Source organism: Streptomyces daqingensis (genome assembly GCF_014645895.1).
GTDB classification, from domain to species: domain Bacteria; phylum Actinomycetota; class Actinomycetes; order Streptomycetales; family Streptomycetaceae; genus Streptomyces; species Streptomyces daqingensis.
Genome location: NZ_BMMP01000007.1, coordinates 310,359 through 324,646, shown reverse-complemented (window position 1 = coordinate 324,646; position 14,288 = coordinate 310,359). Strand labels below are relative to the sequence as shown.

General features: G+C 67.1%; 13 protein-coding genes. 9 read left to right on the top strand and 4 right to left on the bottom strand.

The window, feature by feature from the left end; translation table 11 throughout:
* Positions 1 to 119 precede the first annotated feature (119 nt).
* Together IEY56_RS13115 and IEY56_RS13110 are read left to right on the top strand one after the other, a co-directional pair.
* On the top strand, positions 120 to 464 hold the full coding sequence (locus IEY56_RS13115; protein ID WP_229711841.1) for a site-specific integrase: 345 nt from the start codon (positions 120 to 122) through the stop codon (positions 462 to 464).
* A gap of 126 nt (positions 465 to 590) precedes the next feature.
* Positions 591 to 1,433, top strand: a complete 843-nt coding sequence (locus IEY56_RS13110; protein WP_189037313.1) for a DUF3800 domain-containing protein — start codon at positions 591 to 593, stop codon at positions 1,431 to 1,433.
* A gap of 521 nt (positions 1,434 to 1,954) precedes the next feature.
* Here IEY56_RS13110 and IEY56_RS13105 read toward each other — a convergent pair.
* The 4 genes from IEY56_RS13105 to IEY56_RS13090 all read right to left on the bottom strand — a co-directional run bounded on the left by IEY56_RS13105 (position 1,955) and on the right by IEY56_RS13090 (position 6,486).
* Positions 1,955 to 2,521, bottom strand: a complete 567-nt coding sequence (locus tag IEY56_RS13105) for a hypothetical protein (RefSeq protein WP_189037312.1) — start codon at positions 2,519 to 2,521, stop codon at positions 1,955 to 1,957.
* A 1,657-nt stretch (positions 2,522 to 4,178) separates the two neighbouring features.
* Positions 4,179 to 5,117 (bottom strand): SUMF1/EgtB/PvdO family nonheme iron enzyme, encoded by a 939-nt coding sequence (locus tag IEY56_RS13100; RefSeq protein WP_229711840.1) that lies wholly within the window; start codon positions 5,115 to 5,117, stop codon positions 4,179 to 4,181.
* A gap of 46 nt (positions 5,118 to 5,163) precedes the next feature.
* A complete protein-coding gene (locus IEY56_RS13095; protein ID WP_189037311.1) occupies positions 5,164 to 5,949 on the bottom strand; it encodes an aminotransferase class IV family protein in 786 nt (261 codons plus the stop codon).
* A gap of 153 nt (positions 5,950 to 6,102) precedes the next feature.
* Positions 6,103 to 6,486, bottom strand: a complete 384-nt coding sequence (locus tag IEY56_RS13090; RefSeq protein ID WP_229711839.1) for a GntR family transcriptional regulator — start codon at positions 6,484 to 6,486, stop codon at positions 6,103 to 6,105.
* A 1,333-nt stretch (positions 6,487 to 7,819) separates the two neighbouring features.
* On the opposite strand from IEY56_RS13090, the gene IEY56_RS13085 reads away from it, so the two are divergent.
* From IEY56_RS13085 to IEY56_RS13055, 7 genes are all read left to right on the top strand, one after another.
* Positions 7,820 to 8,083, top strand: coding sequence for a DUF6284 family protein (locus IEY56_RS13085; protein WP_189037310.1), 264 nt, complete (start codon positions 7,820 to 7,822; stop codon positions 8,081 to 8,083).
* The gene (locus IEY56_RS13080; RefSeq protein WP_189037309.1) at positions 8,083 to 8,274 is read left to right on the top strand and encodes a hypothetical protein; all 192 of its coding nucleotides are present in this window, start codon (positions 8,083 to 8,085) and stop codon (positions 8,272 to 8,274) included. The genes IEY56_RS13085 and IEY56_RS13080 overlap by 1 nt, the downstream gene beginning before the upstream one ends.
* A gap of 20 nt (positions 8,275 to 8,294) precedes the next feature.
* The gene (locus IEY56_RS13075) at positions 8,295 to 9,956 is read left to right on the top strand and encodes a DUF2637 domain-containing protein (RefSeq protein WP_189037308.1); all 1,662 of its coding nucleotides are present in this window, start codon (positions 8,295 to 8,297) and stop codon (positions 9,954 to 9,956) included.
* A gap of 44 nt (positions 9,957 to 10,000) precedes the next feature.
* Entirely contained in the window at positions 10,001 to 10,333 is a 333-nt protein-coding gene (locus IEY56_RS13070) for an RRQRL motif-containing zinc-binding protein (RefSeq protein ID WP_189037352.1), read from the top strand.
* A gap of 16 nt (positions 10,334 to 10,349) precedes the next feature.
* A complete protein-coding gene (locus IEY56_RS13065; protein ID WP_189037307.1) occupies positions 10,350 to 10,502 on the top strand; it encodes a hypothetical protein in 153 nt (50 codons plus the stop codon).
* Between the two features lie 95 nt (positions 10,503 to 10,597).
* A complete protein-coding gene (locus tag IEY56_RS13060; protein ID WP_189037306.1) occupies positions 10,598 to 12,076 on the top strand; it encodes a hypothetical protein in 1,479 nt (492 codons plus the stop codon).
* Position 12,077: 1 nt separating this feature from the next.
* The gene (locus IEY56_RS13055; protein WP_229711838.1) at positions 12,078 to 14,222 is read left to right on the top strand and encodes a hypothetical protein; all 2,145 of its coding nucleotides are present in this window, start codon (positions 12,078 to 12,080) and stop codon (positions 14,220 to 14,222) included.
* Positions 14,223 to 14,288 lie beyond the last annotated feature (66 nt).

The window sequence follows — 14,288 nt, the reverse complement described above, 5'->3', positions numbered from 1 at the left end:
TGAGCACTTCCTCGCCTTCACCAGCATCGCCTGCACCCTCATCTGCTACCGCAGACTCGCCAAATGAGACGAGCTCTAAGAGCACACGCCCCGTACCCATCCCGCCTGTACTCGTCGGGATGCTTCGTGACCACCTGAAGGCATACGGCACAGCGGATGACGGTCGTCTCTTCCGAGCGGCACGTGGCGGCCGTATTGCGTCCAACGAGTACACGAGCCTATGGCAGTCGGCGCGGGAAAAGGTTCTCTCTGCGGAGGACTTGGCGACCCCCTTGGCAGAGGTGCCGTACTCCCTGCGTCACGCCGGCGTCTCCCTGTGGATCAAAGCCGGAGTCGACCCGGTCGAGGTCGCACGACGTGCCGGTCATAGCCCAGCTGTGTTGTGGCGCTTCTACGCGAAGATCCTTCGAGGTCAGCAGCACCAGGCAAACAAGCTCATCGACAAGGAACTGGGAGCTCCCTGAGCCTTCAGCTTCACGAAATCAGCACAACCCTCGCATTATCTCGACAGTCTCCGAGAGGGAAGACGCCCGCATCGGGCGTCTTCCCTCGCCTCCGAGGCGGGCCGTAGAACAGGGAGGGGACGGCACATGCAGTTAGTCTTCATCGATGACAGCGGTCAGAGTGACCCGCGCCGAGAGCACCTTGGCGAGCTGGTTTCCGTCGGAGCGGTGATATTCCCGGAACATCAGGTCTCTGAGTACACCAAGGAGATCGACCTTCTGCGAGCCGAGATCGGCATGCCTGATGACCAGGAGTTCAAATGGAACTCACCCCGGGGCAGCTTCCTCGCTAAAGCAGGCGGCCCCACCGTCAAAGAGCAACGCCGCAAGATGCTGGAGATAGCAGCACGCTGCGAAGTACGGACCGCGGTGGTCATTTGGGACCGAAGCAAAGTCACCTGGGACAAGCACGAAGCCGCCGGGGAGATCCTCAAGTACCTGTACGAGCGCATAGAACGCCATCTCCGCACCTATGACGAACGAGGCGTCGTCATCGCTGACGTCCCCGGCGGAGGTGCTGCGGACCACAGCAAGTGGTTAGCTCAAGCGCTCGACCTGACGACCGCAGGGACGCGGTACGCCAAACCTGAGCGAGTCATCATGCCCATCGTTACGGCACCCTCCCACCATGTCCCGCATCTGCAGTTGGCGGATCTTGTCACCGCAGCCACGACAGCAGCATTCGCCGGACACACCAGCGGCCTTGAGCTCATGGACATGCTCAAGCCACTTGCTCGAACGAACGCCTACGGCGACATCGGAGGGACTGGAGTCGTGCTGTGGCCACCTGATCTGAATGACCTCTACTTCTGGGTGCTCGGCCAGAAGTCCTGGTGGAAAGGGTCGAACGAGTGCCGCCTAGGACCTAGCGACGGGCCGTTCGCGCAGCCGGGCCGCCCCTTCCAGAACTCTGACGGCATGCCGGAGTGAACGAGGCCGTGCCGGCCGTCTGCTACTGGCCACAGGTTGGCCGCACGCACTGGTCGACAGTGGGATCGAGTGGGACAGGCTGACACACAGAGTCACGAGAAGGGGCGCCCGGTTTCCCGGGCACCCCTTCTGACCTGCTACTTCCTTCACCTCGGCGGAGGCGGTGGGATTTGAACCCACGGTGAGGGGTTACCTCACGACGGTTTTCAAGAGCGTCAAATCGCCGACACGTAAAACCTGGTCAGGGGCTGTTTCGGCCTTCGCCAGGGACTTGGTGGCCCACACATGGCCCATGGGCTTCGGGGAGAACCTCGATTGCTTGTCCTGGCGAGCCTCGTGGAAGAAGTCGCGACTCACATCCAGGTGCTGCGGTGTAGCCGGTCCACCAAGCCCCTCCCGCTTCTGGGCGGCTCGACTGGTAGCGCGCGATGCTTCTTCTCCATGCTTGTGAAAGCCGCCGCTCTACGCCGCCTCGCAGCCCCAGTAGGCGAAGGAACGTCAGGCGACGAGCCCCGGCCGGCCTACGCTTCGTCCGTGCTCATTGTTTCTCGGGCGGCCGCGATCAGCTCCCGCCGCGCATCCCGGTACGCGTTACGCCTCTCGGCCCACTCCTGCCGCGCACCGCGCACGTTGCCATAGGGATGGCGCTCGAACTCGTGCGGAACGGCTGCGTTATCCAGAAGCAGCCGCACTTGTGACCGGTCAAGTCGGGGCACCGCATACAGCGCCTCGATCACCTCCGCGTACTCGGGTGGCGGACTTGATAGGCGCGTGTTCCAGAGGGGCGCCCCCGCGGCGCGGAGTTGGATTAGGCATTCCTGCACTCGAACCGCCGCAGGATCACCCTCCTGAGTCAGCTTCTCCAGCGCGCGAATTGCTCGCTCCGTCGGCGCCCGCATCTTCCCCGCTTGATAGGCCCCCATAACTGCACTGTTCATGTGCCTGAGAAAATCGTCCAAGCCGTGCGGTGCGGCAAGTTCAGCCTCAGCGTAGACAAGGCGGAACGTGTGAATAGCCCTCTCGACCTCCGCCTGCTCGACGTCGACCCGTGCCTGCGACGAGACGAACAGATGCTCCGTCACCTCCATACACTCAGAGGCCGCCCGTAGGAGTGCTGTGAGGGTGGTCCAACGAAGCTCATGTAAAGCTTGTCGCCGTACAGACTGGGCTGCGGTATCGGCAGCATCTCTTGCAGCCTGAGCCTGAGCATGCCCACCGTGAGCTTGAATCCGCGCGCCCACGACCGTGCCCGCAATGGTGCCGCACACGCCAGCGGCACCAATCAGAGCCACTGTGATCTCCGTATCCATGCGCTGAATCATCACCCCTGGCCGCGCTGCGCCACTGTGCCACAGGCTGTTCATTCCAGCCGCCTCCGCACCCGGAGAAGGCGCATCAGGAGGGCCGCCGGGTGCTCACGACGGACTGAAGCGTGATGTCTACCCATCGCCAAAGGGTTGACCCTGCTTGGACGTCCCGCGGTTGTCACGGGTTGTTGCCAGCTCCGCCCGCCCCAGAGCCTCCGCCCCCCTCGACAGACGACCGCACGGAGGTAAGCAGCCCCCGAGGTGAAGCTCCAAGCTTCCGACTACCCATAAGCACAGCAGGCCCCATCAGGAAGACGAACGCAGCGGGAATCCCTGCCGTGAGAGGAACTCCCAACGTCGTCACGATGCACAGTGCGACGGCTGCCAGCAACGATCCACCCATTACGATCCAGGCATCACGTCGGTCCTCATTAGGATCTGGTGACGATGTCTGAAGCACTTCATCATCAGCCGTCTGAGGCACGTCTAGTAGGTTTAGCCAGCGCTCCTCGATTAGTCGATCAATCAACCAGGACAACATGACCACTACGGCGGATGCCTCCGATCTTCCCCTTCTCAACAAGCCGTCGGCGCTTTTTCGTAGCTCCTGTTGAACCGATCCTACATGGCGTTGCAATTCGAAGTTCGTTGGCGACGCGGTCGAGAACATCTTGGATGTAGAGAAATTTCCGAGCGTCGTGCAGATTTTCTCTATCCGATCCACAGCAATTAGGATGCTACCGCTGCCCTGAATCACACTGCGTAGCTCGGAGAGTGCTCCGACTATGCATCGAATCGCACCCAGATCGGCAGCCATCTTCGCCCACTTGCGGTTTACCGTTCTCCCATAGAGCAGCACGAGCCCACCACAGGCCATCTGGGAAAGCATTAACGCAAGTACCACCAGGTGTTCAAGTGAAAGTCTCCATGGACCAGACGCCTTTGGCCACGCAAGTTGGGTCACAAGCACAACGGCACAAAATGTACCCACGTGAATTGTCAGTGCCACAAGCAAATTTCTCGCGAACCAGCGGCTTGCCGCGTGGGATCTTCCTAGAACCGCAGAGAAGGTTGCTATATCCGTGTCCACCTTCCTTCCGCAGTAGCGGCACAACGCTAACGCTCTCCTTGACTCCCGCTCGATTCGATGAAATGGGGGTTTCAAGGGAAAGGGGAGAAGTGGAATGAGGCGTGGATGGCGCCACGATCGCGACCCCTGCACCACAACGTCAATCAGACGAAAGACCGTCAGGATGAGGCCAGGAATGATCACCAAGCCTAAACCGAAGGTCACTCCAGCCGTGAACCAATCTTGTGTCTTCATGAGACCTCCAAAGAGGTGAAGCGCTTTTCGTGTGGGCGGGTGCAGCAGGACAGCAAGGCCACCCCCATGGCTTACGCCAGGCAAGCCCGGTCTCGCTCGGGGCCGACACCGCCCTCAATTCTTGGGGGGAATCATCTGCTCAGGCGTTGCCACGCAACGGAACCCCGTGTCGTCGTCATGCATCATGTCGCTCGCGTCGTTGGAAGCGGCTGGCGCGCCACGGAAGAGGGGGCTCGTGAAGGCGCTGCCCCGAAGTTCGTAGCGGCCAGGCGTAGTTGCCGTTGCGAGCCATTCCCACACGTTTCCCACCATGTCGTAGACGCCGTAGGGCGAGACGCCGCTGTGGTATCGAGATACGGAGGTCGTGCGCTCTACGCCGGTCTCTCGGACATTGCACTTCGCGGCAGTCTTCTGGTCTCCCCACGGGAAGGTCCGGCCGGCGGTACCGCGCGCCGCCTTCTCCCACTGTTCGGCTGTCGGTAGCGACTTTCCAGCCCACGTGGCGTAAGCGTCTGCGTCTCGCCAGGTCACGTGCACAACAGGGTGGTCGTACAGATCACGAGGACACCTGCCGTTCTCCCAGTGCTCAGGCACAGAGTGCTGCGTGGCCGCGCAGAACCGCGCATAGTCGGCATTGCTCGTCGGGAAGGTGTCGATGTAGAACTCGTCGACCCACACGGGATCGTCGTTCTCGCCGGACAGGAATATCCCTTCCGGGACCTGGGCCATGAGCTTGCCGTCACCGGGATGCTTCACGTATTCGCCGCTGCTCGTCTGGTCGTCGTCGGGCTCGATGACTGCGTGCGTGGGAACGTCATCCGCCGCCAGGATGCCCACGAAGCGGCCTTGTGCATCCTGGTCGGCCTTGGCGAGCAGAGTGTCCAAGGCCGCCTGATTCACCATGCGCAGCGATGCTTGTTCGCCATCTCCCTCCCAGCGAGAGACGATGCGATCGGACACCCCCAGCTTCTCGGCGAACTCCATGAGGCTCATTCGTACGGCTTCACGCAGCGCCTTAACTTCACGTCCGGTCCATTTCGTTACGAGTGGCATGGGTTACCTCAGTCATGAATCACCGACCTGGGGTGGTGGCACGCGCCTACAGTCGGTCGCCAGGAATGCCGACGTAGGCGTCTCCCAGTGCGGCAAGTACGGGGTGATCCGTCGAAAAGTGCACGCCGTCAAGCGCGCTCACAGCGCGCACGCCAATCGTCGTGTTCGTAGCGAAGGCCGCGGCCATGCCCGGGAGGTCTGGAAGCCGCACCGGCTTGGTTACCTGGTTGGGCACGTTGAGGCCTTGCAGCAGGAGCATCGTCGTACCGGGAAGCACAGGGGCGTCGGGCCAGATCACTGTCCCGTCGTGGGCGACAAAGCCCAGGTTCCAGGTGCCGCCCTCGGAGACCCTTCCATCCGGCTCGACGAAGACAGCATCGTCGAATCCAGCGAGTTGAGCGTCGCGGCGGAGTCGGAGCTGCGGGTGAAGACCGATGTGCTTCACCTCCGCGTTGTCGCGGGTGAATGTGAAGGTTTTGGCGGTTAGCGGCGGAGGTGGCATGGCACCCGCAGGGCGCAGGTTCACCAGGATGTGCGGGTCCTTGCCGTCACTGGGGCGCCCCATGTCGAGCGCCGGATCAAAGACGGTGACACGGAGGCCAGCAACCCCGGTGACTCCGTCAGCGGCCTTGCGGATGTAGTTGAGCGTCTGCTCGCGGTCCAAGTCGACCCCGAAGACGATCTGGCAGTCCCGCACCAAGCGGTCTAGGTGAAGCGACAACCCCCGAATGGTGCCGTTCTCCATCCGCATGGAGGTGAAGTGCCCGTAGTTCGTCAGGGCGAGGGCCTGGAGGTCCTCCAGGGTGACGGGATTCCCGTTCAGTTCGGCCATGTGGCCAGTCTCGCAGCCAGGATCGGACGACCAACACCCCGATCCCGAGCCAAAGTTCGGATTAGTTCGGTACAGCAGCGGCGGGAGTACGTACCGACTGTGCGCCCACCGGGACACGCTTGAGACATGAACACGGACGCACTGCGAGAGAGGCTAGGCGCCGGGCTCACCCTCGGTGGGGCTCACGACCGCCTCAAGCTGCTTGATGCGCTCAACGACGTCGGCCAATTCGGTCGACAGGCGGGCAACTTCGCCTTGGAGGTCCGTCAGGCGTCGAGCCGACTCGCGGGGCCCCAGTTCACCGGGAGCGGCGTCACGGACGTAGGTGCCGCTGCCCGCTACGCCTTCGACCAGACCCTCTTCCCGGAGCTGCGCATAGGCGTTCTGCACGGTCATCAGCGACACACCGAGCTTCTTCGCGTAGGCCCGACCCCCGGGGAGGCGATCCCCAGGGCCGAATGTCCCCGCAGCAATCTCGTCTCTCATCCGCGCGGCGATCTCGCGAGCGTTGGGCTTTCTCTTCGGCTGTGAGTCCACCCCAGAAGCCTACTTGACCTAGGTAGCTCGAAAGAGAGCGCGCAAGCACTTGACGAGCCGTAAGTGACCTAGGTAGCTTTCTCGACATGAGCAAGCGACCTAGGTCACTAGCTCGCGCAGGTCTTTGACCTGCGCAAAAGCCCGGAGGGCCCCGTGAGACGGGTCGGAAGGCAGCGCCTGTTAGTTGTGAACTGAATAGTGATCATGCGGAGCCGACGCGGGACAGCGGTCGGGGTAGGCGTCTAACCCTCTTCGGGGGCGAGGGCGAACCGCCGTCGACGCACGTTGTCTCCCCCTACGCGGTGGCGCGCCGCCCCAGAAGGTTCGGGGTGTGGGGAAGGACCGGAAAGCCGTCAGGAGGACTGGTCAGCAGGTGATGCACTTCGGTGCACACGGCTGGGCGGTGCCTGTCGGCCTGCGGAGAGGCCAGCGAGGGTTCCAACGCATGTGGCGAGATGAGACAGATCGCCTCCGCGACGGCCGGGTTACGCCGTTGATGGCATGGCCGCCAGCCACACACCGCTTCCCCTACACGGCTCTGGGGGTGCGCACGACCGCGCACGGTGTGGCCATCCTGCTGACCGGCAGAGCAGTGACGATGCCCCCGGGGAGCTCCCCGGGCACCCCGCAAGGGGGTGGGCGTGCTCAGGGCACCCACCGACAAGCACGTCGTCACCCTCCAGCCCTTCCGGACTGGAGGGTCGTCGGCGTGGGGCAGCAGGAATGCCCCAACACACCAGCGCGCCGTCCGGAGTTTGCCCCTCCGGACGGCGCTGAACAGGCACCTGATCTGGAGGAACCTGTGATCACCAGCATGGTACGCGCCGTCTTACCGGCGCAGCTCACTGACTCGGATCCCGACATGGACGAGGCCCTGCGCCGCGTCCGGTCCGGGGGCGGGCGATGAGCGAGGAACGGACTGCTCCGCCGCTGGACGGCCCGACGGCCAACGAGGACGAGCTGGACGACGCGTTGTTCGGCTCGGACGGGCGGTGAGGCGCCGATGAACTGCAACAACTGCGGGGAGCACAAGCAGCCCGACAGCGCCTGCCCCCGCTGCGGCATCTGACCGCTCACACCTGACGGGCCCGCCGGACGCTATCGGCGGGCCCGTCCTGACCTGGTCACCACACCTTGGCTGATGACCTCGACATACACCGCGCCGGCGCTGCTCAGCAGGCGGCTGCGCGGTCCATCCACATCCGCGGACTCCACCACCCGGCCACGCGCCACCTGCTGACGGCTGCCGCCCGCGCGGCGGCCGTCGCCTATGCCGTCGGCCACGAAGTCCGCGACGTCCACGCACCCTCTGACACACGCCCTGGAGAAGACCATGACGACCTCGCGCAAACTCCTCACCAGCGTCCATGACACTGCCATCTCGGAGCTCGAACCTTCGGATGCCGAACTGGACGCCATCGATGCGGAGATGCCGCTGATCCTCGCGGAAGTCGAGCTGCTCGACGCCCGGATCGCCGCCCTCGACCGCCTCCCCACCGAGCTGGACTCCCGGCGCGTCCGCCGGGCCCAGCACCGGGTCCTGACAACGCGCCGGCACCTGGCCAACCGCGCCACGGTGGCCCCGGAGGTGGCCTGATGACTACCACCCGAAGGCGTCACCGCAGCCTCCGTAAGGAGCTGGCCAGTCCGCTCTTCCGGTGGGGCTTCACCCTCGTCGCTCTCGCCTCCGTCGCTTTCGACAGCCTCGGCTGCGCTCTCGTGGCCGGTGGGCTGGCGTGGGCGGGCTGGAGTCTGCACCGCACCCCCCGAAGGAGGCGTCGCCGGTGACCAGCACACTCAGCAAGTTCTTGGAGGGGCAGCCCGGGTGGCTGCCCCTTCTCGTTGCCGCAGCGGTCACCTTCCTCATCCTCGCGGTCGGGATCGCGCTCATCGCCCGGCGCCGTGGGAAGACGCCTTGGCTGGCGGGGATCGGCCCGCAGGCCGTCGTCGCCCTGGGCGGCGTCGCCGTCTCGGTGCATGGCCTGTGGGGCTTCGCCCGCGACACGGCCGAGCTCTCGTCGTGGCTGGCGGTGGCGTTCATCGCCGTGTTCGATGCGGCGGAGATGACGCTGTTGGTCATGCTCTACCGCGCCGCCGACCCCACCGTGGGCTGGACGGATGAGCTGCGGCTGATGCACCGCACCGCCTGGACCCTGGTCGGGTTTTCGTCGCTGATGAACGCCGTCCACGCCCCGAACTGGTGGGCACGGCCCGTCATGGCCGCGATCCCCCCTTTGGCGACGTGGCTGATCGAGCTTCAGCTGCGCTCCAAGCTCCACCGCACCGACAAGGGGCGCGAGGTGGAGGAGGGTGGCCGTCCGGGCCCGATGCGGCTTGTGCTGCTGATCTGGCAGCACGCCTGGGCCGCCCTGTTCGCCTCCCTCGGCCTGGACCCGGGCCAGTCCGCAAGCGGCATCGCTCGCGCTGCACGAGCGCAGAAAGCCGCACGCCGCGTCTACCGCCTGCGCCTGACCCTCAAGTCCCCGGGCGCCGGTGCCGGGCGGGGGCAGCGGCGGGTGGCCCGTCGCCGCCGGAAGTCGCAGAAGGCCCTGGACAAGGCCGACGTGGCGACCGACCGGGGGCAGGCCCTGGCGATGGTCCGCCGCCTGACCGCGCTCACCCGCGCGGACGAGGTCGCCCAGCTCGACTACGGCAACCCGTCGGCGGTCCTGGAACTCCTCGAAGGGCTCGCTGTCACCGAGGCTGCCGAGCACGCCGAAGCCTCCTCCCGCGCGGCAGAAGCCGAGAGCGCGCGGCAGCGCGCGGAAAGCGCGCGGCAGGAAGCAGAGGCCGCGCGGCAGCGCGCGGAAGAGGCCACCGAAGCCGCGCAGGAACACCTCGACAACCTCCGCGAACAGATCGAGAAGGCAGCGGGCGAGGCGGAGGCCGCGTGGCAGCGCGCGGCAGACGCGCGGGACGAGGAGAACACCGCGCGGCAGCGCGCGGAAGCCGCTACCGGCGGCGCGCGGCAGGAGCTGAGCGAGGCCCACAAGCGCGCGGAGCAACAGCTGATCGACCTGCGGAAGGAGGCGGATACCGCACGGCAGGCGCTGGATGACCTAACCTCCCGCGCCCGCACTGCCAAGCAGGCGGCGCAGCGGCACGAGGCTGCGTTGGTGCAGGTCTCTGCGCAGGTTCGTGAGGCTGAGCTGCTGCGTGACCGGCTGGCCGGAGACCTCGCCCCGCACGCTGCCGGCGCCCCTGAAGGCGCCGTGAACGGTGAGGGGCCGCTGTTCCGCTCGGAAGCCAAGCAGGCCGGATGGGAGCACTACCAGAACGCCCTGCAGCACTCCAACGGGACCGTCGAGCCGACCGCCGGCGACCTCGCTGCGCGGTTCGGTGTCGATGGCGGTAACGCGCGGAACTGGCTGCGAGACTTCCGTGCCGCGCGCGCCGCGCAGCTTGCCGCGCGCCCGCCGCGCGCTGCCGCGCACCCCTCCACTGACAGCGCCCTGACGGGTGTCTCGTGACAGCCGTCGTGCGGTTCTACGACCCGGAAGGCGCGCGGTACGGCATGCCCACCTACCCCTGGCGATTCGCCCCGGAAGGGCTCGCCACGCGCCGCCAGTTACGGGCGCGCGACCTGCGGCCGGGCGGTCAGCCGGTCGCCGGACAAGTCATGTGGCGCTCACGCCGCAACCGCGGCGGCGTCCGGGTGGCCTACCTCTACCGCCTCGAACGAGCGCTGCCTGTACGGCCGATGACGCCCGGCAAGTGGGCGGCGCTGACCAAGGCCCTTGCCGCACGCCGCATCTGCCCCGGCTGCGGCCTGGACCGCGGCTACACCATCCCCACCTCACTCGGTGAGTGCGTGACCTGCCACGACGGCCACGCACTCGCCGCCTAACCCGAAGGGAGACGACATGGCAGAGGAATGGCCGGGCCAGGCCGCATACGAGCGCCGCAGGGCCGAACTCGACGAACTGGACGCCCACTACGAGGCCATGGACCACGCCGACTACATGAAGGACCTGGACGAGCTGGAAGAGCGGAACCGCCGTCACCACCAGGACTGACCGGCGGTGACGGAAGACGGAAGACCCGGACGCGTTGCTTTGGCCGGCAGCGTCCGGGCCTCCTCACGAACTCCTCGGAAGGAGTGCACACCAGCATGACGGACACCACGATGAAGCCGGTAGAGGCCCCCGAGGCCGCGCCGGCAACCGACCCCCCGCCGCCGCCTCCCGACACGGCCAGCGCCGCTGACACGACGGTGGTGGGGCACACACCAGGCGGCTGGCCCGTCGTGCCACTCGCGCTGACCGGCACCAACGCCACCGCTTCGCTGCTGGGTTCGGCCGCGCTGGTCGGCGGTCCGGCCGCACTTGCGGTCGCCGCGACCGGCGCCGCCGTCCTCGGCACCGTTGCTGCGGCCCGTGCCCGGCGCAACAAGACGAAGTCGCAGACCCGCACCCGCAACAACGTCCAGGCCGGTGCCCGGAAGGGCGCTGGTGGCCGGGTGCCGCGCCAGCGCACGGGCTCCAGCCTCGGCACGTCCGGCCGCAAACCCAACTCCCGGAAGACTGCTGGTGGGCGGGGTAGTTCCTCTCGCACGTCGGCGGGTTGGGGAACGCCGCGGAGCCGTGTGGGGCAGGTCAAGGCCCTGCGGGACGCGCAGCGGAAAAGCACTCCGTCCCGTGCTCAGCGCCGCGCGGCCTCCGACAGCGCCCGACGCTCGGCAGCGGATGCCCGGCGGGATGCCAAGTCCCGCGCCCGGAACGCCTCCCTGGCCGGTCGGGGGCCGATCGGCCGCGGCCTGGGCAAGGGGCTGCGCGGGGCGGGGAAGGCCCGCAGCGCGGCTGTGGACAAGGCGCGGAAGGAACGGGACCGGCGCAACGCGGGGACGGTCGCTGACCAGCGCGCGAACGTGCGCAAGGCTCCCGCGAGGAAGCGTGCAAGGCGGGCGCTGTGGCGCTCTGCCGCCCGATTCCAGGGACGGCGCCTGGTGGCCGCGCTGCTGGCCGGCGCGCTCGGTGTCGTCGGGCTGGTCAGTACCCCGCTTGGGCGGAAGCTCGGCTGGCGGTGGATGCAGTACCCCGGCCGCCGCCTCTACGCAGCTCTGACCAGCACCGCCCTGCAGCAGCGTGCGGAGCGCGATGACCAGATTCGCGCAGCTCAGGAGAGTGAAGAGGCCGCCGCAGATGCGGAGGCCGCGCAGGACGGCAGTGACGGCATCGGCGATACCGCGGAGCGTCCGGCCGGTCTCGTGCCGGCCACCCCCGACCCCACCACGGAAGGAGAGCACATGTCCGGTTTCAGGTTCGAGGACCACGCGGCGGAGATGGAATCCGCCGCGAACAGCTACGACCCGGAGGACGCCATGGAGATCCTCGCCATGGTCGAAGGCCTCCCCGCCGCCCTCACCTCGGTGGCGAACGTGATGAAGATCCTCGCAGAGCGCGCCGACAACGAGTTTCCGCTGGAGAAGCAGGTCGCGGACGGCTTCAACGACATCTTCGGCGCGGTCATGTCCGCGGTGGCGGTCGCTGAGGACATGGGCCCGCTCTTCCGCAAGGCGCATGAGCAGGACATCTCCCGCCACGAGGACCCCCGCAACGGCACCGATGCCGAGAAGGGCTGGAACGTCTGAGATGAGTGCACCCACCGTGAACCTCAACAAACAGCCGAAGACCAGCACCAAGCGCAGGTCGAAGAAGGCTGACGTTGGGCCGGTGTGGGACTGGGCGGCCGGTCACGGACCCGTGACCGGCGCCCTGTCCGCCACCACCGGCGCCTTCGCCATCGCCACCACCGGCGCCGCCGCCGGCATGCCCCCCACCTGGGCCCTGGCCGTCGGCGCGGCCGGCGCCATCGGCCACACCATCACCAGCCTGCGAGACAAGCTCGCCGCCCGCACCACCTGTATGCGCGCCGCCTCCTGGCTCCTCGGGGCCGGGTGGACGACCTGGGCCATGACCACCGGTCCCCTGACCTGGACCGCTCTGGGCTCCCTCGCCACATTGGGCGTGGGGATCGGGGCGTCCGCGCGGGCGACGCTGCTGCACGAGGAAGCGAGGGAGCTGGAGGCCCTGGCCGCCGCGGAACGGCAGGTCGCCCGTGAACTGTCCGCAGAGCGACGGGCCATCGCGGCGGAGTGGGTGGACCGCATCCAGCGCGTATGCAGCGTGAGCGTGCGGGTGGTGGCGGTGGAGATGTGGCCCACCGGCACCGGCTTCACCATCGACGCCGAACTCCCCACCGGCGGCGTCACCTACGACAAGATCGCCCGCGAATCCGCACGGCTCTCCGGCGACGCGAAGTTGCCGCACGGCTGCACCGCCACCGCCTCCCCCGGCGTCCACCAAGGCCGCGTCCTGATCGACGTGACCACCGTGAACGTGCTGGTCGAGGAGCGCACCTACCCCACCGACTACAGCCCCCTGTCGGTCCTCTCGGGGCTGCCGTGGGGGTTGCGCACCAACGGTGAGGAGGTGCGCGTCTACCTGCGGGAACAGTGCGCGCTTGTCGTCGGGCCGACCGGGTCGGGCAAGACGAACATGGTCCACACGATCCTGGCCGGATTCGCCCGCGCCACGGACGTGCTGACCTGGGTCATCGACCTCAACGCCGGATCCGCCGGCCTCCCCTGGGTAGGCCCGGCACTGAACGACGATGGGTCGTTCGTGGACGGGATGCGGCCTGGTGTGGACTGGCTCGCCTCCACCCACGAGGAGGCCGTGCGCATGCTCGATACGGCGATCGCGGTGATGAAGGAGCGCAAGCGCGCCTACCAGGACCTGCTCAGCAAGCACAACACGGATCTGCTGCCGGTCAGTTCGAGGATTCCGCAGATCGAGCTGGTCGTGGACGAGGGCGCGGAGATCCTGGTCAGCAACGACCGGGCCACCCGCAAGCTCGGGGAGAAGATCCTGGAGTTCATCCGCATCGCCCGCGCCATGGGCGGACGCACCGTCCTCACCGCCCTGGGAGCCACCGGCTCCGTGTTGGGCAACCTCATGATCCGCCGCGAGGCAAAGGTCCGCGCCGCCCTCACCGGCGGGGAGACCGAGGGCATGGACCTGTCCAAGATGTTCCCCGGCTCCCGCGGCCTCCGAGTCGACCAAGCGCCGTACAAGGGCGCCGGGTTCATGGGCACCCCCGAATCCCCGGCCGGCCTGTTCAAGGCGTGGCGGATCCTGCCCAACCAAATCCGCGACATCGTCACCGCCACCAGCGACCGACACCCCACCCTCGATGCGAAGTCCGCCCGCGCCGCAGGCGACACCTACGCACGCCGGTGGGATCCCGAGCGCACCGCATGGATGCGCGACAGCACAGGCCCGTCCTCAGCAGGGCGGGGCGAGACAAGCAGCCGTGAGCGGCTGAACCTGGCCGCACTCCGCGACGAGGTTCAGCCGTCTCCCAGCGCCGCCGACGAGGAGGCGCTGCTGAGGCAGTTCCGCGAGGAGATCGACGCCCAGTTCGGCACCACACCCGGACGCGGTGACGAGCCGCCAGCGGGGGCGTCGTCGTCGGGTGGGTTGAATCTCTCCGCGAACGAGGACAACCCCGCCCGCGACGCCGCCCTCGCGCTGCTGCTGGCAGCCGGGCCGGACGGCACCGGCGCCTCTGCGATCGCCCGCGGGCTGGCGGAGGAGTACGGCACCACCCGGCAGACCGTCGTCGGCTGGCTGAAGTCCTGGACCGACGACGGCACCGCCGTACGGGTCGGCACCGGCACCAAAGCCCGCTACGTCCACCACCGCCACACACCCGGAAGCGGCGGTCACGACTGAGCACTTGTCGCTTGTCGCCCACCGGTTTGAGAAGACCCCTGTACGGCTCTCAGAGGGCCGAAAATC